Raw genomic sequence first — 20,879 nt, forward strand, 5'->3', positions numbered from 1 at the left:
CATACTTTGGTTCTCGGATTGACTATAATTTTCTTCATTCCAAACATTTGGCAAATGACTCATTGGCAAAGTTTTTCAATAATTTTTCAAACTCGCTTAAGCTTCAAGGATGAAATCTATGACAAGGGTGTCCACATCAATTAAGGCCTCTATGAAAAAAACTGCTACCGCCCTGACATTGGCTTGTAGCTTATTGTCAGTGATGAGTATTTCTCAAACACAGGCAGCCGATAATATTGATGTGACGTTCCAGAATGTTTTACAGCAAGAACGTAGCTGGGCAGGTTTACAAAGTAAAAGCTTAAAAGTCGGTGATGTGACTTGGTCATATAGCGAAGGCGGCTCCACAACAAAACCGACTTTACTGCTTATTCATGGCCTAGCAGGAAGCCGTGATAACTGGAACCGAGTGACTCGTTATCTCACCACAAATTATCATGTCATTATTCCCGATTTGCCGGGTAGTGGCGAAACTATCGTTCCACAAGATTTCGATTATTCAGTACCAAATCTTGCTGAAAAGTTACGTCGCTTTGTTGAGGCTGCAAATTTAAAAGGTCCAATTCATATTGCTGGGCACTCACTCGGCGGCTCTATTGCCCTACTCTATGCCGGACAATATCCATTTGAAACCAAAAGTCTATTCTTAGTGGATAGCGGCGGTATTTTTCGCTCAGCCAATACAATTTATTTAAAAGATCCTGCTTACCTCAAACAACTGTTAGTGTCTAAAAAAGGTGACTTTAATTATTTATTAAAACAAACCATGTTTAATCCTCCATTTATTCCTAAAGAGTTTCTTCAAGCTCAAGAAAAGTTGATGATTGATCAGGCACCTCAAACACAAAAACTGGTTGATCAATTGATTGCACTTAATAAAGTCTATACACCAGACTCATTTGCGGTACTTACCAAAACGATCGATGCACCGACGCTCATTTTATGGGGTAAACAAGATAAGATTATTAATGTCGAAGTAGCAAGTGAACTAAAACGACTTTTAAAGAATGCTCAGCCTCCAGTTATTTTAGAAAATGTAGGCCATATGCCAATATTGGAAGCTGAACAGTTGGTTATGCAACAATATCTACCGTTTTTACTTAAAGTAGAAACAAATCAATCGTCAAAAACGACCACACCCTAAATAAAACTTCGGACTTGTGAGACCTTATGTCTACCCAACCACTTATTGAAAAACTTATTGAAGCTCATCTAGATTTTTTAGATGAGCAATTTGCTCAGACTCAGGTGATCCAGCAAGAGTTTGAGCAATTTTATCATTGGTTGGGGAGTCGGCAATTACAACATCTGTGGACTTTTGAACAAATTCAACAGCTCATTCAAAAGCAGATTTTAGATACGCCTGCTTCTGATTTTCTGATTGAACAAATTGCTGAGCATATTCGGTTTGCATTGATTCATCCTGCAAATGAAACCGCAACTGTTGAAGATGTTATTCCTGTTTTAACGATTGACCGAATTGCACAATACGTTGCAAGTAAAGAAGAGCACCGTAAAAAACTGATTAAAACGATTGTGAATAATCCTGCTTTTTCGGCCCTGCTCACGCAACTGATTCAGCAAACAATGCATGATTATTTAGATGAATCAATGTCAAAGCGTGTACCAGGTGTAGGTCGTTTTATGAAAATGGGGAAATCTGTTTTAGAAACAGTAACCGATTCAAATCTGGACGATACGATTAATCATTATTTGCAAAAGAATATTTTAAAACTCAGCCAAATGAGTGAGCGTGTTTTAAACCAACATTTTGACAATGATAAGCTCTACCATTTTCAGGCAAATGTTTGGCATAAAGTTAAAACTATGCCACTTTCTGTTTTAAAAAATTATGTAGAAACTCAAGACTTATCAAAAACGGTTGGTTTAGGGCATGAAATCTGGGACCACACTCGCCAAACTGATTATTTAAAACAACAAGTACATGATGGTATCTATACTTGGTATGTACGTAATCAAGAGCGTAATTTTGACTTGTTACTTCGTGACCTCAATATTGATGAAAGCTTAGTGCAACACGAACTGACCACGTTACTTGTGCCTGTATTACAGCAGTTAATTACAACAGGACATTTAAGACGTCGTGCCCGTGTTTACTTAGAAAAGTTTTATTATTCTGAAAAAGTATTAGATATTTTAAATAACAAAGGCGCTTAGAGCGCCTTTGTTATGTATGTTGATTAGAAAGAATATTTTAAAGAAGCGTAATAGGCTCGACCTGGTTCATTATAAGTTTGGCTGATTGAATTACTGTCTCTTAAAATTTGTTTATCAAACAAGTTGCTCACACCAACACGCGTACTTATATTGTCTGAAAATTTATAACCGACATTTATTCCAGCAGTACTATAGCTTTTTACAGTACTTGGCTTAAGCGCAGAATTTGCTCCACCTGAACCAATACCAGATTCGATTCTACTTTCTGCAAACTGACGTGATTTTTGACGACCATATTGAGTAAATACAAAATTCACATCTAACTGATCTGTGATGTCATAATCAAAAATTGAGTTAATTGTATAGATTGGAACTAAAGATAATGGATTACCTGTTTGTTTATCTTTTGAATCCATCATATACGTAAAGTTGTTAGTCCAGCGGATATCACCGAAATCTAATCCTAAGCTTCCTTCAAAACCTTGAATTAATGCTTTAGGTGTATTTTCCCAACGTAAGATATTCCACTTAGTATTGGTCACAGCTCCTGTATTTGCATTGGTACTTGAACCATCAACTGTTCCAACAACGTTTGTACCAGCCACAATTTTATCTTTATAGTCATTGCGGAACCAAGTTAAGCTCGCATTCACGATGTCTTTTTGGAACTGGATACCGAGCTCTTTGTTAACCGAAGTTTCTGGTTTTAAATCACCATTACCTTGTAACAAGCAACGTGACTCAATATTGGCCGGACAACCATTGCCATTTGTACTTAATAAATACCCTTCGGCATTTTGATACATATTCGGTGCTTTATAAGCTTTTGCTACCCCACCTTTTAAAGTGAAATAATCGTTAAGTCTTTGGGTAATATTTAAGCTTGGACTCCAGTTAGAACCAGATTTACTATGGTCATCAAAACGCAGACCTAACACGACATCTGTGCTCTCTGTGAGTTTCAAGTTATCTTCAATATATGCAGAAGCAATACGTGACTCCATTTTACTGCGATCGCCTTTAGCTAATTGATCGCCATAACCTGAACCACTACTGTCTTTTCCTTGATTTGTCGACACATTATCTTTAAATCTGTCTTCAACCCATTCGGTACCAAGTGTTAATACATGCGGTACATAATATTCAAAAGGAATATTGGCTTCACCATTAAATCGAAGAGTTTCTAAACGTGAAGTGGCTTTATCATCAAGGTTATTAATTTTTCCTTCTGTGCTACCGCCCAGGCCTTCTGGAAGGCGTTTATTATGCGTTTTATCATATTGAGCAACGAGTTTACTCTTACCCCAAGACCAATCACCCTCATGGGTTAATGCGTAGCTATCACGGTACATAGTATTGGTTTCTTTACCAATAAGTTCCGAAAGAATCGCATCAGCTTCCGCATTTGCATTTAACTGAGAGTCACCAGAATAAATATTACCTTGTTTGCTAGAAGAAACATCAAGCAAAACAGTTTGCTGGTCTGTTGCCTGCCAAGCTAAACGGCCTGAAATATCTTTATTTTTAACGCCTTCACGCCCAGCTGCGGTACTACCAATTGATTTATTAATATCAACATCGTCAGCTTCTGTTTTATTGTAATTACCATATAAACGATAAGACAAAACGTCTTTAATCAGTGGCCCGCTTACGTTAAAACCAACACGATTTGATGCACCTTCTTTAGAGTCTTCAGGTTGCGATGTATAAAACTCTACTGAGCCATGGGTTTCATTAGTCACTTTTTTAGTAATAATGTTAACCACACCACCTGCCGCACCAGAACCATAACGAGCCGCTGCTGGACCACGTAAAACCTCAATCGATTCGATTGCTTCTGCTGGTACCCAGTTTGAGTCACCTCGTGTATCACGCTCTCCTTTCCAGCCATAACGGACTGAATTACGAGAATTAATTGGTTTTCCATCTACTAAAATAAGCGTGTTTTCGGGCCCCATTCCACGAATATCAATTTGTCTATTATTGCCACGCTGCCCTGTTGCGCTGTTACCTGTTAAATTGACACCAGGCATACGGCGCACATAATCAGAAATATCATTACGAACTGGTAGTTTTTCTAAATCTTCTTGGGTGATTACTGATACACCGAGCGACTGCTTCACCTGCTCTTCAGCTGTTACAAAAATTGTTTCCAATTTCACAGGTTCAGCAGGCTTTTCTAATGCTTTTTCAGCTTGTTCTTGCTCATTTTGTGCAGCATAAGCCATAGACATCATACTTGCCAGTACTGAAACAGAAAGCACTGACTGGATAATACGCTTCGACATAAGTATTCCCAATATATTGATTTATTAAACATCTCTCATTTTCAGTTCCGCATTGTAACAAAGATAAATAAAATTACAAATGATATTGATAATAATTATCATTATTTATATTGAATAATAAAAAAACCTCATTGCGAGGCTTTTTTATTTCACTTTTCAAATAATTTGATTATTTGAAATAAGCACCTTCAGCTTGTGTATGGTCTGTTTGGTCAACCACACGTTGAAGCTCAGGAATGTTCTCTCTTAAAGTAGTTTCTACACCTTGTTTCAAGGTAACATCAATTGCAGAACAACCTTGGCAACCACCACCAAATTTCAATACAGCAGTTAAACCGTGTTCTGGATCATCTTGTACTTCTACCAAGCTACAATTTCCGCCATGCCCTGCAAGACCTGGGTTAATTTCTGCCTGAAGAATGTAAGTAATACGTTCTTCAATCGAAGCATCTGGACCAACGCGTGGAACTTTAGAATTTGGAGCACGGAAAGTGAGCTGACCACCAAAACGGTCTTTGTTGTAATCAATTACGGCATCTAAAAGATAAGGAATAGATGGCGCATCAATATACGCAGGAAAATCAGGATAGTCCTGTTTATAATCCGTTGGGATCACTTCTTCTGGTGCACTATATGCCATACAGCATTCCGCACGTGGCGTACCCGGATGCTCAACAAAAATTCGAACGCCAATTCCCGGAGTATTTTGCTTCGTTAGTAAATCGTGCAAATACTCTTGTGCAGATGGTGTAATCAAAAGGTTTGGAATTTCTTCTGCAACAGCAGTGTTGGTGTTCTCAGTCGACATAACAATATTCCTCAAGCTGATGCCTTTATATTAACCGAAGATGAGGTGGATTTAAAAAAAATCAACTAAATTTGTCGGATTTATACACAACAGGGTTTCAAGTTAAGTTTTTAATGGCATTATTGAGCTCAGTATTGATCATTTTTTAAATATTTCTTATGTTGCATTTGCCGTTTAACCATACAGTTACTCTTATTATTATTACGGTCATTATTTCTTTACTTGCTTTTAGCAATCAAAATGTAATGAACCGATTGATTTTTTGGCCGCCTGCAATGCAACGTGGACAAATTGATCGATTCATTACTCATGGCTTTATCCATGCCGACGGAACACATTTACTGTTCAACATGATTACCCTGTTTTTCTTTGGCAGTATCATTGAAAGTTTTTACCGCCAATATTTCTATGACATGGGTTTTGTGTTGTTCTATTTAGGTGGCTTAATCTTTGCGATTTTGCCAAGCTATTTACAACATAAAAATGATGCGAATTGGGCCAGCCTAGGTGCTTCAGGTGCTGTTTCAGCGGTTTTATTTGCTTATATTCTGTTTCAGCCATGGAAGCTGATTTTTGTATTCTTCATTCCTGTACCCGCTATTATTTTTGCTATTTTATATGTGGCGTACAGTATTTGGGCTGGTAAACGTGGTAATAGCCATATTAACCATAGTGCTCATTTATGGGGTGCAGCTTACGGAATCATCGTAACCATTTTACTTGAACCTAAAGTTATTCCACATTTCTTAGACCAGCTTACCCGTCTTCCTTTCTAAACGATATAAATCAAAGAAAAGCCCGTTATGGGCTTTTCTTTTTTTCTGATTTATTTATCTGCATAAATTCTCAGTCTTTTTTCTGATTTTCTTTGATCAATTCGTTGTTTTGTTTGCAAAAACCATCTGATTAAACTCATGCCAATTCTTTTAATAATTCAGATGATACAATGAAGTACAGAGCAATTTTATCTAGCCTTTCCATTGCTTTATTTAGCTTATCTCTGGCTGCATGTAATGACAATGATAATCAAGAAAATGTCGTAAGCACGCCTAAGCAACCGAATATCTTATTTATTATGGCTGATGACTTAGGCTATTCAGATTTAGGGGCTTTTGGTGGCGAAATTCACACCCCTAATATTGATAGTCTGGCTCAAGAAGGTCGACTTTTAACGGATTATCATACTGCCCCGACCTGTTCGCCAACACGCTCTCAACTTATTTCCGGTACTGATCACCATTTAGCTGGTATTGGTGCAATGGCGGAACTCACCCCAGAGCATTTAAAGGGACAACCAGGTTATGAAGGCTATTTAAACGAACGTTCTTTATCGATTGCCCAAGTACTTAAAGACAATGGTTACCGCACGTATATTAGTGGTAAATGGCATTTAGGCTTAACCCCTGAAAGCAATGCACATACTAAAGGTTTTGATCATTCATTTACCTTATTACAAGGTTTAGACCATCATTTTAAACAAGCTCCAAGTACCTTTAAACGAAATTCAACTTATACAGAAGATGGGCAAGTTATTCCTATTTCGGCATTGCCTGATGACTTTTTCTCTACCAACTATTTTACCGATAAATTACTAAGCTACTTAGATTCAGGCAAAAATAGTGGCAAACCATTCTTTGCTTATGCTGCCTATACGGCGCCTCACTGGCCAATTCAAGCCCCAGCCGAATATCGTGAAAAATATCGCGGAGTTTATGATGTAGGCTACGATGCAATTCGTAATGCCCGCATTGCGAGACAAAAACAGCTTGGAATTATTCCTGCAAACTTTGATGCAGCAGAACCAATTGCGACTCAAAATGCTCCACAAAAATATGGGAAATGGGATGAGTTAACAGCCGAACAAAAGGCACTAGAAGCTCGTAAGATGGAAATCTATGCGGGCATGGTAGAAAATCTTGATGCCAATGTCGGCCGCATTATTCAATATCTCAAACAAAATAATCTTTATGACAATACTTTAATTTTCTTTGTTTCAGACAATGGTGCAGAAGGTTTTGTACGTGGCGGATATGGCAGTGAATCTGGTTTTGATAACTCAGTAGCAAATGTGGGTACACCTACTTCATATCACTATATTGGGCCACGTTGGGCCGAGGTCAGTGCGGCGCCTTTCCACTTATGGAAAGATACGGCGGGCGAAGGCGCAACGACTGCCCCTGCTATTGTGAAATTACCAAATCAGAAAAAAGCAGAAGTAACCAATCATAGCTTTGCATCTGTACTCGATGTTTTCCCTACCTTACTAGAATATGCTCATATTCCAGTACCTCAAGGCCAATATAATGGCCGAGCCATTAATACACCATCTGGGATTTCATGGAAACCTTTGCTTGAAAACAAAACCGATACTATTCGTCCTGCAAATTTTAGCTTTGCCGATGAGTTACATGGCAGCAAATATGCAAAACAAGGTGAATGGAAAATCGCACTTCAAGGACGACCTGAATTAGGCACAGGGACTTGGGAGCTATACAACATTAAATTAGATCGCGGTGAAAGACAAAACGTTGCTCAGCTTTATCCTGCAAAAGTTCAAGAACTTTTATCGGTCTATCAAAAATATACTGAAAAAAATGGTGTGCAGGAATATAACGCCAAATGAAATTGAAACCTTTTTTAGTCACCACAATCAGCCTGTCTATTATGACGGGCTGTAGCCAATCTTCAAAAGTTTCTGAACCTACATCTTCGACGCAACAGCAAACATCTTTAGCTGATTTAGGATCTATTGAAAAGTGTCAAAACTATACTGGTCTGCCTCAGGGTTGGCTCAAACAGCCTACAGCAGGAATGGTTTTAATTGCCGATGGAGATTTTAACTTTGGTTCTGAAAAGGCCTATCCCGATGAACTTAATTTTGGGAAAAAAAAGCGTGAAGTCAAAGGATTTTGGATTGACCAAACTGAAGTTACGGTCGCTCAATTTGCAAGTTTTGTAAAAGCAACTGGCTATATTACCGATGCCGAAAAACAAAAACAGGCTGCTGTTTTCTCACCAGACCCTCATCACCCACAGAAATGGTGGCAGCTAAAATCAGGGTATACATGGAAAACGCCAAATGGCAGTAATGGTGCTATAGCCAATCCTAATGAGCCTGTGCGATATGTGAGTAAAAATGATGCTGAACATTATGCAGTGTGGCTCGGACATGATTTACCAACAGAACTCGAATGGGAATATGCGGCTAAAGCCAATTCAAAAACTGATACTCCTTTACATCAGGCTCCTACTGATGAACATCAACATCCGCAAGCCAATTACTGGCAAGGCGAATTCCCTTTTCAAAACCTGAATCAAGATCACTTTAAAGGTGTTGCACCCGTTGGATGTTTTGCGGCAAATAAATTCAAACTATTTGATATGATTGGAAATGTATGGGAATGGACATCTTCTCCTTATCAAGGTGCTCATGACCAGCATATGGGAAATTATTCTGATTTACGTCAACAAGAAATCACCAGCACTCAATATGTAATTAAAGGTGGATCTTTTCTTTGTGCACAAAATTATTGTTCACGTTATCGTAGCAGTAGCCGTTATCCACAAGATTTTGATTTAGCTGCAACACATGTTGGATTTCGAACTATTTTACGGTCTCCTTAATTTCTTCTTAATTCGACTGATTAAAGATATTTTTTAACCAAAATTAGATCGAAAAATGATCAAAATATTTTTATAGTACAAGTGAGAATGATAAAAAAGTGAGAACAAGATGAAAACTTTACTTCTTTGTGCAGCAGCAATTTTCACAATGTCACTATCAGCCTGTGCAGTCCATACACCTGAGGGTAGTATTGTGATTGATCCCGATTCACCATATTACGGACATCCAGGAGGCTTTTGCCCACCAGGACAAGCTAAAAAAGGACGTTGTTAGAAATATCCTCTTTTAAAGTAATTTTGAAGTTACTCTAAAGAAATAGGCTTCAATCAAGTGATGAATTGAATACTAAATGGAGGGTTCCAGCCCAAAAATAGATGGGATGAAACTAGAAAATTATGGTGTAAAAAAATCACCATATCCCCAAGATTTTTAAAAGACAATCTTACGTTGTCTTCTATCTAGTTTCACCCCAATTCTTTCTTATTCCGTTTGACTTTTCTTACCGCTTAAGAAAAAAGTCTAGTTTTTAATCATTTCTGTATCTCTATTATTGATACATTTTGAACATTTTACCTTCAGGTTAATACTGATGTATTTGCTTAATACAAAATAAACATTTATGTAACGTAAGTCTATAAAAATGTTATAAAAATGTGAAAAAAATTAAGGTCAAAATGAGATGAATTTATCATAATAACTTTCTCTTTCACGTTTCATCACATAAATAATCAATATTATTTTGTCAGTTATTGCCACTCGTTTCCTTTCATTGGCATAGATAATGTATACACATGTATATTAACCCAGTCGTATAAACGAGATATTTTATGTCCAGCACAAGTCAAGTCGAAGGTCTACAATTTCCGGTACACGCCTCAACAAAAAAACAAAGTACATCTCTTACAGGCCAAGAGATTTTGTCAGAGGCTTTATCTATTGTAGATAATAAAACCGCACAACAAGTGTTGAATGAAAAAAACTGGCGAAAAAACTATCCTTTATATTTTAAAGCTCTTGTTAAACAAGGGATTTCTAATATCAACAACCCAATTACTATTGCGAAGCAAGGATTGCATAAAGCTCACCATATTTTTGATTATTATCGTGATGGTAAACACTACCTTTTAAAAGATGCCGTTCATATTGCTTCATCAACTCCTCTTTATACAGTAAAACTTAAAGGTGAAAGTGACGCAGCACCAGAGTGGTATGTTCCCTATAAAGGGCAAAAGCTGAGTGGACAAAGCTTATTAGACCAGATTCAACGCTGGGAAGAAGCTGGTATTATTGAACCAAGTCATGCAAAGGCACTTCGTGAAGCTATTGCTCATCCTGAATGGTTCGATTTGTCTGACCGTACGATGGTGCTGTTTGGTGCAGCCTCAGAAGCAGGACCACTGCCTTGGTTAGCCAAATGGAAAGCAAATATTGTTGCCGTAGATTTACCAAACTCACGAGTCTGGGGCAAAATCTTAAATACGATTCAACAAGGGAATGCAACACTCATTGCACCATGTGTTGAAGCCGTTGATTCGTCAGCAAAAGCTTCTGAGTTAAAAGATAAGCTGGGTGCAAATTTACTGACTCAATTACCAGAAATATCACAGTGGCTGGTGCAGTTTCCACAAAAGTTAGATTTGGCAGCAATCGCCTATTTAGATGGTGAAAAGCATGTCCGCGTTTCCATGGCAATGGATAGCATTATGCAATTTGTGAGCGAGCATAAGCCTGATACAAGCCTTATGTTTATGTGTACTCCAACCGATGTTTATGCAGTACCAAAAGAAGTTGCAGAGGCTGCTCAAGAGAAATTTAAATCCCGCAGAAAAATGCAAAAATTGGCAGTAAAAGGCGTTTCTGCTCTTTCGCTCAATCGTTTTTTTCAAGCGCCATACCAAGACTTGATTACATGTGAAAATGGAAAAACTTATGGTATTGCCGACTGCTTAGTGGTTGAACAAGGTCCAAACTATGCTTTGGCAAAACGTATTCAACAATGGCGTGCTATTTTGGCCCGCCATCAAGGACAACGTGTCAGCATTAATATTGCACCATCGACAACCACTCATTCAGTGACTAAAAATCCATTATTGAAAGCAGCTTTTAACGGCGCAGAACTTTTCGATGTAGAAGCATTTAGCCCTGAAACCACCAATGCCATTATGGCGGCGCTCTGGATTCATGACTTAAGAAATGAGTCTTCTGTGGCGAATCCTGAAACTGTCTTAGACCATCCGCTTGAACTTATGATGGAAGGTGCCAATCATGGTGGATTATGGCGTGTAGCTTATTTAGCACGAACTGCCCTACCTTTTGCCGCAATTTATGGTTTTGCTACCGAAAAACTTCCTTTTAGAAAATCATCTAAAAAATAATTTGATTAAAGCCCAATCCTAGAATTGGGCTTTTTTATAACGTATCTTTATTTATCTTGAAAGTGCGATAGATATTTTTGCATTTCATCAGATGGCACCATGCCACCACCAGTTGCCCATATTACATGATTTGCCTGTTGCAACTGCTCAGCTGTAAATTGGTGTAAAGCCAAGTAATCAGGACTCGTCTGTAGATAATATGGCCCCATCATGCCTGCTACTGCAGAAGGCTCAAGCTGAATATTCTCAGTTTGATTTAAAAGCGCAATGAGCTCATATAAACGTTCATCATGAATGGTGTAGTAGCCATCGATTAATTGTTGCATAGCACGCCCGACAAAACCTGAAGCACGCCCTACCGCAAGCCCGTCTGCCGCAGTAACGTTATCAATCCCAATGTCATTAACTGAAATCTGATCATGCAAACCTGTGTGGACACCAAGTAACATGCACGGCGAATGTGTGGGTTCTGCAAAGATACAATGTACATGCTCACCAAAAGCCAGTTTTAGTCCAAAACTCACCCCACCAGGGCCACCACCGACGCCACACGGCAAATAAACAAATAATGGGTGTTCAGCATCGACTTTAATACGTTTTTGCTCAAATTGCTGTTTTAAGCGTATTCCTGCAACGGCATAACCTAAAAATAATGTGGTTGAGTTTTCATCATCAATGAAAAAGCAGTGTGGATCTTGCTCTGCGGCTTTTCGTCCCTCTTCAACAGCTACGCCGTAATCACTAGCATATTCTACAACGTTAACGCCGAGTGAACGTAGTTTGTCTTTTTTCCACTGTCTAGCATCAGCCGACATATGAACAGTGACTCTAAAGCCGAGTTTGGCGCTCATAATGCCAATAGAAAGCCCAAGGTTGCCTGTAGAACCTACTGCAATTTGATACTTAGAAAAGAATGCCCTAAATGAATCTTGATCTAATTTACTATAATCATCTTCTGGTTTGAGCAACCCTGCCTGCATGGCAAGTTTTTCAGCATGTGTGAGCACTTCATAAATGCCACCACGTGCTTTGATGGAGCCTGAAATTGGTAGATGACTATCCTTTTTCAACCAGAATGTTCCGTTAAGCTGTACTTGTTTTGCTGAAGAAAGTGCTTTTTGCATATGAGCAATTTCAACAATATCTGATTCAATTTTTCCATGTTGTGCTTGAGTTTCAGGAAATACTTTTGCCAAATAAGGTGCGAAACGCGCTAGTCTTGCTTCTGCTTCACTTACGTCCTTAGCGGTTAGTCCAACTTTTTCTAAAGCTTCTTTTAAAGGATAGCGATGAGGTGTAAACCAAAATACTTCTTGATAGGCTTGAAGTGTTTCAATAAGTGGAAATTGTTGTTTTAGCTGATCTATTTGAACCGCATTCATAATATATCCTGATAATTTTAAGCCCAGCCTATAAAGCTGTTTGATGACCTATAACAACTTATTAATTTATAGATGAATGTACATGAAAAATAGTCTCAAATTTAAAAACTGAACAAATAAAAAAGCCACTGTGAACAGTGGCTTTAATTTTTTAAATGCTTTTATACAAACTGTAAGAATAACCAGTACAAACCACCTGACAAGCAGATTGTTGCAGGAAGAGTAAATACCCATGCAGAGAGAATTGTCTTCACGGTATTAAAGTTTAAACCTGATTTATTCGCGACCATCGTACCCGCAACAGCACTGTTTAAAACGTGTGTTGTTGAAACTGGCATACCTAAACCATCAGCAGCTGCAATTGTACTCATTGCAACAAGCTCAGCAGACATCCCTTGACCATAAGTCATGTGGTGCTTACCAATACGCTCACCTACAGTCACAACGATACGTTTCCAACCCACCATTGTGCCTAGACCAAGTGCTAAAGCAACAGCCACTTTTACCCAAGTCGGAATGTATTGTAAGAATGAATCTAAGCTACTACGGTATTCTTTCACAAGCTTTTTCTGTGAGTCATCCATTTTTGGTAAAGCATCTGCTTTATCCAAACGCTTAAACGTCGTGGTGCTTAAATACATGTCATTACGAATTTCGCTAATTGCAGCTTCAGGAATATCTTTTAAGTTGCTATAGCTAGAAACTCGCTCACCCAAGTGATCAGTCATACTTGCCAATGCAGGCACAACTTCCGGAGTTTGCTGTTTAGTTTGAATATATTTAGTCAGAATAACACGTGCTTTTTCATCGGTTAATTCTGGCTGATTTTGATTCAAAAATACGGCAGTTTGAGAAGAAAGCTGATGGAATGATTGAACTTGCTGAGTATCAAGATTTTTATTTAATGAATAAGCCAACGGCACCAGACCAACCAAAATCAGCATGATGAGTCCCATACCCTTTTGACCGTCATTAGAACCATGTGCAAAACTCACACCTGTACAGGTAAAGATCAAAATTGCACGAATGATTGCTGGTGGTGGTTTATTCCCTTCAGGTGGCTGGAATAATTCTAATTGGCGTTTAAAAATAGTTTTAACCAACAAGAATACAATCGCTGCAAAAGCGAAACCAATTAAAGGTGAAAATAATAATGCCTTACCGACTTTAATCACCTGATCCATATCAACACCACTGGTCGTCACGCCAGTCGATGCACTCAATAGATGGTTCATAATGCCCACACCCAAGATTGAACCAATCAAGGTATGTGAGCTAGATGCAGGAATACCTAAGAACCAAGTACCCAAGTTCCAGAGAATCGCAGCAATAAGAAGCGCAAAAACCATTGCGAAACCTGCACCGCTACCCATATTCATGATCAATTCAACAGGTAACAATGCAATAATGCCGTAAGCGACTGCGCCGCTTGCAACCATTACCCCAAGGAAATTACAAAAACCAGCCCACATGACTGCAACCGGTGCTGGTAAAGCATTGGTGTAAATCACTGTTGCCACTGCATTTGCAGTATCGTGGAAGCCATTTACAAACTCAAAGCCTAAAGCAATCAAGAGTGCAGTTGATAAAAGAATAACTGAATAAAGACTCAAAGGTGGTACATGTGCTAAATCAGCACTCACCTGAAATCCAATATAAATAAGTGTTGCAACAATAATCGTCAGAAACACCGGCATAAAAAATTTAGGTGTCGGGACATGTACATTCGTCGATTTGACTTGCAGGTTTGCCGCAAGTTTTGAATCCGAAACAGGGGGTAGATTAGAATTCATGCAGACGGTAAGAGGATAAAAAAATCCTCTGTATTCTTAAATTAAATTATGACAATTATATGACAAAGCGGCGCCCGATGAAGTCAATTTTTCACATTTTGACCTCATTTGATGCACCTTTCCTCTACACTTTTTATTTTTTTATTTAAATACAATAATTTACATAAATCCCCACCCATCTATTTTATGACTATTTTTGAAGCAAAAATATCTAAAAAATTACCTAAATGTCTACTTTTTAAACACTACAACTGTCATAAAACCGAATATTGGAGATGAAATATTTCAATATCATGATCATTTTATGAATATTTGATGAAAAAACAGTCTTCATTTGTCATAAAAGCCGTTTTTTAATGAATCTATTACAGTGAATGATGGGTCGTTATAGGTCATCAATTGCGCAACTATTCTGTTACAATAGCGCCGCATTTTTAAATTCATATAAAAGATCGGGGTTTTCTATGTCTACGCTTGCCACCCTAAAAGCGCTTCTTGCTAAACGCATTCTGATTATTGATGGTGCTATGGGAACTATGATCCAGCGCCATAAATTAGAAGAAGCCGACTACCGTGGTGAGCGTTTTGCCGATTGGGCACATGACTTAAAAGGTAACAATGACCTTTTAGTTCTGACCCAGCCTCAAATCATTCAAGGTATTCATGAAGCCTATCTTGATGCTGGTGCAGACATTATTGAAACCAACAGCTTTAACGGCACGCGTGTTTCAATGTCTGATTACCACATGGAAGATCTTGTTCCAGAGATTAACCGTGAAGCAGCACGTTTAGCTAAAGCAGCTTGTGAGAAGTATTCGACTCCAGATAAACCGCGTTTTGTAGCAGGTGTACTTGGGCCAACATCGCGTACTTGTTCCATTTCACCGAATGTAAATGACCCTGCCTTTCGTAACATCACTTTTGATGAGCTAAAAGAAAACTATATTGAAGCGACACACGCGCTGATTGAAGGCGGTGCAGATATCATTTTGATTGAAACCGTATTTGACACATTAAACTGTAAAGCTGCAATTTTTGCGGTTAAAGAAGTCTTTAAACAAATTGGTCGTGAATTACCAATCATGATTTCAGGGACCATTACCGATGCATCGGGTCGTACCTTAACAGGTCAAACTGCGGAAGCGTTCTGGAACTCTGTACGTCATGGTGACTTACTATCGATTGGTTTTAACTGTGCGCTTGGTGCAGATGCCATGCGTCCTCACGTAAAAACCATTTCCGATGTCGCAGATACGTTTGTTTCAGCGCACCCAAATGCGGGCTTACCAAATGCTTTTGGTGAATATGATGAAACGCCAGAACAAACTGCAGCATTCTTAAAAGAATTTGCAGAAAGCGGCTTAATTAATATTACTGGTGGTTGCTGTGGTACAACACCAGACCATATCCGCGCGATTGCCAATGCGGTAAAAGATATTGCGCCTCGTCAAGTTCCTGAAACTGTACCTGCATGTCGTTTGAGTGGTTTAGAACCATTTAATATTTATGATGACTCACTTTTCGTGAATGTGGGTGAACGTACTAACGTTACAGGTTCGAAAAAATTCTTACGCTTAATTCGTGAAGAAAACTTTGCTGAAGCTTTAGAAGTGGCACAGCAACAGGTGGAAGCTGGCGCACAGATTATTGACATTAACATGGATGAAGGGATGCTCGATTCGCAAAATGCGATGGTGCATTTCTTAAATCTTGTGGCTTCTGAACCAGATATTTCACGTGTGCCAATCATGATTGACTCATCAAAATGGGAAATCATTGAAGCTGGCTTAAAATGCGTACAAGGTAAACCCGTTGTTAACTCGATTTCTTTAAAAGAAGGTTATGACGAGTTCGTAGAAAAAGCTCGCCTGTGCCGTCAATATGGTGCTGCGATTATTGTCATGGCATTTGACGAAACAGGTCAAGCCGACACCGCTGCACGTAAGCGTGAAATCTGTAAGCGCTCATATGACATTTTGGTTAACGATGTAGGCTTCCCTGCTGAAGATATTATTTTTGACCCGAACGTGTTTGCAGTAGCAACAGGTATTGAAGAACACAATAACTATGGCGTCGACTTTATTGAGGCCACAGGTTGGATTAAACAAAACTTACCTCACGCCATGATTTCTGGTGGCGTGTCGAACGTTTCGTTCTCGTTCCGTGGTAATGAGCCTGTTCGTGAAGCCATTCACTCTGTGTTCTTGTACCATGCCATCAAGCAAGGCATGACCATGGGTATTGTGAATGCCGGCCAAATGGCAATTTATGATGATATTCCAGCCGAGCTAAAACAAGCAGTTGAAGATGTCATTTTAAACCAAAACCAAGGTGAGTCTGGTCAGGCTGCGACTGAAAAATTGCTTGAAGTGGCTGAAAAATACCGTGGACAAGGCGGTGCTACAAAAGAAGCCGAGAACCTTGAATGGCGTAATGAATCTGTAGAAAAACGTCTTGAATATGCTTTAGTTAAAGGTATTACAACTTACATTGATGAAGATACAGAAGAAGCTCGCCTCAAAGCCAAACGTCCTTTAGATGTAATCGAAGGCGCTTTGATGGACGGTATGAACGTGGTTGGTGACTTGTTCGGTTCGGGCAAAATGTTCTTACCACAGGTTGTGAAATCTGCACGTGTTATGAAGCAAGCTGTGGCTTGGCTCAACCCGTACATTGAAGCTGAAAAAACAGGTAGCCAATCTAAAGGTAAAGTCCTGATGGCAACTGTTAAAGGCGACGTACACGATATTGGTAAAAATATTGTAGGTGTAGTACTTGGCTGTAATGGTTATGACATTGTTGATCTTGGCGTGATGGTCCCTTGCGAGAAAATCTTACAAACTGCAATTGATGAAAAATGTGACATCATCGGCTTGTCAGGTCTGATTACTCCATCTTTAGATGAGATGGTATTTGTTGCGAAAGAAATGCAGCGCAAAGGCTTTAACATTCCTTTATTAATTGGTGGTGCGACTACTTCTAAAGCACACACTGCAGTAAAAATTGATCCTCAGTACCAAAACGATGCTGTGATTTATGTTGCCGATGCTTCACGTGCTGTGGGTGTTGCAACCACTCTCCTTTCGAAAGAAATGCGTGGAAACTTTATTGCAGAGCACCGTGCTGAATATGCCAAGATTCGCGAGCGCTTAGCCAACAAACAGCCAAAAGCTGCAAAATTGACCTATGCTGAGTCAGTTGAAAACGGTTTTAAAATTGACGAAAGCTATGTACCACCAAAACCAAATCTTTTAGGAACACAAGTTCTCACCAACTACCCGCTTGCAACCCTTGTAGAGTATTTCGACTGGACACCATTCTTCATTTCTTGGAGCTTGGCAGGTAAATTCCCGAAAATTTTAGAAGATGAAGTGGTTGGTGAAGCTGCAACTGACTTGTACAACCAAGCTCAAGCGATGTTGAAAGATATTATCGACAATAATCGTTTTGATGCTCGTGCTGTATTCGGTATGTTCCCCGCTCAGCGCACTGACGCAGACACAGTGAGCGTATTTGATGAAGCTGGTCAAAATGTTACGTATACTTTTGAGCACTTACGTCAGCAATCTGACAAAGTGACAGGTAAACCAAACTTGTCTTTAGCAGATTACATTCGTAATGACCGTGAACAACAGGACTACTTAGGCGGATTCACTGTATCGATTTTTGGTGCAGAAGAACTGGCAAATGAATACAAAGCTAAAGGTGATGACTACTCTGCAATTTTAGTTCAATCACTGGCTGACCGTTTTGCTGAAGCCTTTGCAGAACACTTGCATGAACGCATTCGTAAAGAGTTCTGGGGTTATAAAGCTGACGAACAGCTCAGCAATGAAGAACTGATTAAAGAGAAATATGTCGGTATTCGCCCTGCCCCAGGCTACCCTGCTTGCCCTGAGCACTCTGAAAAAGCAGTGTTGTTTGACTGGTTAGGTTCTACCGATAAAATCGGTACCAAACTGACTGAGCACTTCGCAATGATGCCGCCATCTTCGGTGAGTGGTTTCTATTATTCGCACCCTCAAAGTGAATACTTTAACGTGGGCAAAATCTCTCAAGACCAACTTGAAGATTATGCAAAACGTAAAGGTTGGACACTGGATGAAGCGAAGCGTTGGTTAGCACCAAATTTAGATGATTCGATTGCTTAAAATTAAGCTATAAAAAATCCCCTCAAGTGAGGGGATTTTTATATTTTCTCAGGTAAATATTTTAAAAATTTACTATTTAATTTTTTCATTATCCTTGCGCAATCTTCTAAAGAACCACGCTCTAACTTTTTTAGATTAAAAAAATCAAATGTATATTCAAGTTTAGGGTGTTCTTTATTTATTGTATAACGCATAAATACTGCACGCCCTGCTTGTAAACATTCCAATTCATAAAAATCTCTAGTATTTTCATACTTTGGATGTATGAATTTATAGTTATCTAAAGAAAAATCTATTGAAGCGTTATATTGATCATTCTGAATTAGATAATTGATAAAATCTGTTCGTGTACCTTTTTGTGCTCCTGTATTACATCTCCGACAAGAAATAACTAAATTTCTTATATCAAAACTGTAATTTACATATTTATGTTTGGGCAATACATGTTCAATATCAATAATAATATCTTCATCTTCGGCAAGAGCCCTTTGGCAAAATGCACATGTGTTATCAAATTCTTTTTTTAACTTAACCTTAATTTGCTTCTTTACATAAAAGAATTCTTTACACGACCAAGGCTCATTTCCACATTTACAATTAATATTTCTACCTTTCCCCCTACTTGACTTCTTAGGATAGGGACAAGTGTAATTTAATAAATTAATGTTCATTGTTGTTTATAAACCTATTTTCTATATCCATTAAAACTTGTTTTTGTAAATCTAAGTCACATGCTTCTTTTAACTTTTTAAACTCTTCTTTTATCTCATAAAAAGAAATTTTCTTTAAGTCATAATTATCTAATAAAGCAACACAATACCTCGACAAAAATGAATTATCTGGTGTTAATAAACCAAAAATTTCCCAATATAAAGATTCAATACTATAATCATCATCCTCTTGAATTCTTTCAAAATTCCCATCAATTACTTTAAATATTTTATAGTTTATATTCCCTATATAATCACTGTAAAAATCCTTTCGATTTACCTGAAGTTTTGAAATCATTAATGGAGAGTGAGTTGCTATAAAAAAATTTAAATCATACATATAAAAGTAATCGTACAGTTTTAACACATACTCTCTCTGCCATTTTGGATGTAAACTTATTTCAGGCTCATCTATTAAAATTATATTTTTTTATTTTTTAAAATTTTCTCACTCAAGAATAACATCTGTGCTAAAAAATGGGATTCTCCAGAACTTGCTCCATCCAACTTAAATCTCTTTCCATCTTTAGATAAAAGAAAGTCTATTTTAAAAATTCTTTTATTACTAAATAGCTCATAGAATTTTTTGAAGATTGATAAATTTACAGTGTTTTCTTTCCCCATCCAATATCCAAAGTCAAAAATATATTCATAATTACTATAAGGACGTAATAATTTTTCTAATTGATTACAAAACTTCTCAAGCTCAATTAACTCACAATCAATAAAATCCTTATCAATTGGAATATCAAATTTATTATATTTATCTATTTTTCTTATGAAATAGCTAAGAAAATCACCATCAAAATCAGAGTAAAATGATATTAATACAGCAACAAATCTCTCATATTTTAAGTATTCCAGGATATTATAAATACTATCATTTTCATTCAAAAATGAATCAATAATTATATTTTTTAAAAAAACCTTCCCATCTCTTGCACTTAATTTTTCATATCCTCTAGTACTAAACTTATCAAAAACAGTATTTGAAATCGCTATAACATGATCATTTCGCTTTAAGTGATTTTGACCTATAGTATTTAATAAGCGACTTTTCCCACTTCCATTAACTCCGACTAAGAAGTTAACATCACTATAATTATCCCAATACATTTTTCACAAAAAATTTTAAATTTATAAAATTGTAAATCTTTTATATGACTATTTAAAGCCCATATTATTCAAAAAAGTAACTTCCTGTTGAACAATATATTTAGAAAAATCCATATAGACAGCCTAGATTACTGCATTAATTAATAAAATTCCCCACCTTTAACATTCAGGGATTTCAAAGAGTTTTTTTCGATACTATTTATATCAAGTACATATTACTTTTATTTCAAATGTGACTTAATCTTCTCTATAACTGCTTCAGTTGAAATACCATATCGATCATGTAGAGTAGATAAGGCCCTGCATCTAAAATGCATCTGGCAAATCTATCATGTCAAAACGAGGATGTTTACAATTTCTTAGAAATAGGACATACATCACTTAAACTTAATTTCCTCCCTTTCTAACACATCAGTCCCCTTAAGCACCTCCATAGTCAATAAACCAGCCCAA

The 20,879-nt window shown here is 37.8% G+C and carries 15 protein-coding genes and 1 pseudogene; 8 read left to right on the forward strand and 8 right to left on the reverse strand.

What is annotated here, in order from left to right; genetic code table 11:
• Positions 1-118: 118 nt before the first annotated feature.
• Together KIP84_RS13575 and KIP84_RS13580 are read left to right on the forward strand one after the other, a co-directional pair.
• On the forward strand, positions 119-1,144 hold the full coding sequence (locus KIP84_RS13575) for an alpha/beta hydrolase (RefSeq protein ID WP_199984708.1): 1,026 nt from the start codon (positions 119-121) through the stop codon (positions 1,142-1,144).
• Positions 1,145-1,170: 26 nt separating this feature from the next.
• Complete coding sequence (locus tag KIP84_RS13580; protein WP_213688728.1) at positions 1,171-2,178, forward strand: hypothetical protein; 1,008 nt, start codon at positions 1,171-1,173, stop codon at positions 2,176-2,178.
• A gap of 23 nt (positions 2,179-2,201) precedes the next feature.
• Here KIP84_RS13580 and KIP84_RS13585 read toward each other — a convergent pair whose 3' ends face one another.
• Both KIP84_RS13585 and nfuA read right to left on the reverse strand, forming a co-directional pair.
• Entirely contained in the window at positions 2,202-4,466 is a 2,265-nt protein-coding gene (locus tag KIP84_RS13585; protein ID WP_039757119.1) for a TonB-dependent siderophore receptor, read from the reverse strand.
• Positions 4,467-4,635: 169 nt separating this feature from the next.
• Entirely contained in the window at positions 4,636-5,274 is a 639-nt protein-coding gene (gene nfuA, locus KIP84_RS13590; protein WP_002117617.1) for a Fe-S biogenesis protein NfuA, read from the reverse strand.
• Positions 5,275-5,432: 158 nt separating this feature from the next.
• Here nfuA and KIP84_RS13595 point away from each other — a divergent pair, with 158 nt between their 5' ends.
• The 5 genes from KIP84_RS13595 to KIP84_RS13615 all read left to right on the forward strand — a co-directional run bounded on the left by KIP84_RS13595 (position 5,433) and on the right by KIP84_RS13615 (position 11,274).
• Positions 5,433-6,050 (forward strand): rhomboid family intramembrane serine protease, encoded by a 618-nt coding sequence (locus KIP84_RS13595; protein ID WP_002117778.1) that lies wholly within the window; start codon positions 5,433-5,435, stop codon positions 6,048-6,050.
• A gap of 170 nt (positions 6,051-6,220) precedes the next feature.
• Entirely contained in the window at positions 6,221-7,897 is a 1,677-nt protein-coding gene (locus KIP84_RS13600) for an arylsulfatase (protein ID WP_213688729.1), read from the forward strand.
• The gene (locus KIP84_RS13605; RefSeq protein ID WP_213688730.1) at positions 7,894-8,898 is read left to right on the forward strand and encodes a formylglycine-generating enzyme family protein; all 1,005 of its coding nucleotides are present in this window, start codon (positions 7,894-7,896) and stop codon (positions 8,896-8,898) included. The genes KIP84_RS13600 and KIP84_RS13605 overlap by 4 nt, the downstream gene beginning before the upstream one ends.
• Before the next feature lie 109 nt (positions 8,899-9,007).
• Positions 9,008-9,172, forward strand: coding sequence for a hypothetical protein (locus KIP84_RS13610; RefSeq protein WP_000854552.1), 165 nt, complete (start codon positions 9,008-9,010; stop codon positions 9,170-9,172).
• A 554-nt stretch (positions 9,173-9,726) separates the two neighbouring features.
• Positions 9,727-11,274 carry a hypothetical protein gene (locus KIP84_RS13615; RefSeq protein ID WP_213688731.1) on the forward strand — a complete coding sequence of 516 codons (1,548 nt, stop codon included), beginning with the start codon at positions 9,727-9,729 and terminating at the stop codon, positions 11,272-11,274.
• A gap of 47 nt (positions 11,275-11,321) precedes the next feature.
• Here the strand turns inward: KIP84_RS13615 and KIP84_RS13620 are convergent, their stop codons facing one another.
• Positions 11,322-12,656, reverse strand: coding sequence for a D-serine ammonia-lyase (locus tag KIP84_RS13620; RefSeq protein ID WP_213688732.1), 1,335 nt, complete (start codon positions 12,654-12,656; stop codon positions 11,322-11,324).
• A 161-nt stretch (positions 12,657-12,817) separates the two neighbouring features.
• Positions 12,818-14,449 carry an inorganic phosphate transporter gene (locus KIP84_RS13625; RefSeq protein ID WP_005070664.1) on the reverse strand — a complete coding sequence of 544 codons (1,632 nt, stop codon included), beginning with the start codon at positions 14,447-14,449 and terminating at the stop codon, positions 12,818-12,820.
• Positions 14,450-14,913: 464 nt separating this feature from the next.
• Between KIP84_RS13625 and metH the strand changes: the two genes are divergently transcribed.
• Positions 14,914-18,600 carry a methionine synthase gene (metH, locus tag KIP84_RS13630; RefSeq protein ID WP_213688733.1) on the forward strand — a complete coding sequence of 1,229 codons (3,687 nt, stop codon included), beginning with the start codon at positions 14,914-14,916 and terminating at the stop codon, positions 18,598-18,600.
• A 38-nt stretch (positions 18,601-18,638) separates the two neighbouring features.
• Here metH and KIP84_RS13635 read toward each other — a convergent pair whose 3' ends face one another.
• From KIP84_RS13635 to KIP84_RS13650, 4 genes and pseudogenes are all read right to left on the reverse strand, one after another.
• Positions 18,639-19,271 (reverse strand): HNH endonuclease, encoded by a 633-nt coding sequence (locus KIP84_RS13635; protein ID WP_032063149.1) that lies wholly within the window; start codon positions 19,269-19,271, stop codon positions 18,639-18,641.
• Positions 19,261-19,650 (reverse strand): hypothetical protein, encoded by a 390-nt coding sequence (locus KIP84_RS13640; RefSeq protein ID WP_249222111.1) that lies wholly within the window; start codon positions 19,648-19,650, stop codon positions 19,261-19,263. Before KIP84_RS13640 ends, KIP84_RS13635 begins: the two co-directional genes overlap by 11 nt.
• A gap of 80 nt (positions 19,651-19,730) precedes the next feature.
• Complete coding sequence (locus KIP84_RS13645) at positions 19,731-20,426, reverse strand: hypothetical protein (protein WP_213688734.1); 696 nt, start codon at positions 20,424-20,426, stop codon at positions 19,731-19,733.
• Between the two features lie 221 nt (positions 20,427-20,647).
• Positions 20,648-20,795: pseudogene (locus KIP84_RS13650) on the reverse strand (transketolase family protein); the annotation flags it as partial.
• Between the last annotated feature and the right edge of the window lie 84 nt (positions 20,796-20,879).

The organism is Acinetobacter sp. BHS4, from assembly GCF_018454425.1.
GTDB lineage: Bacteria > Pseudomonadota > Gammaproteobacteria > Pseudomonadales > Moraxellaceae > Acinetobacter > Acinetobacter pittii.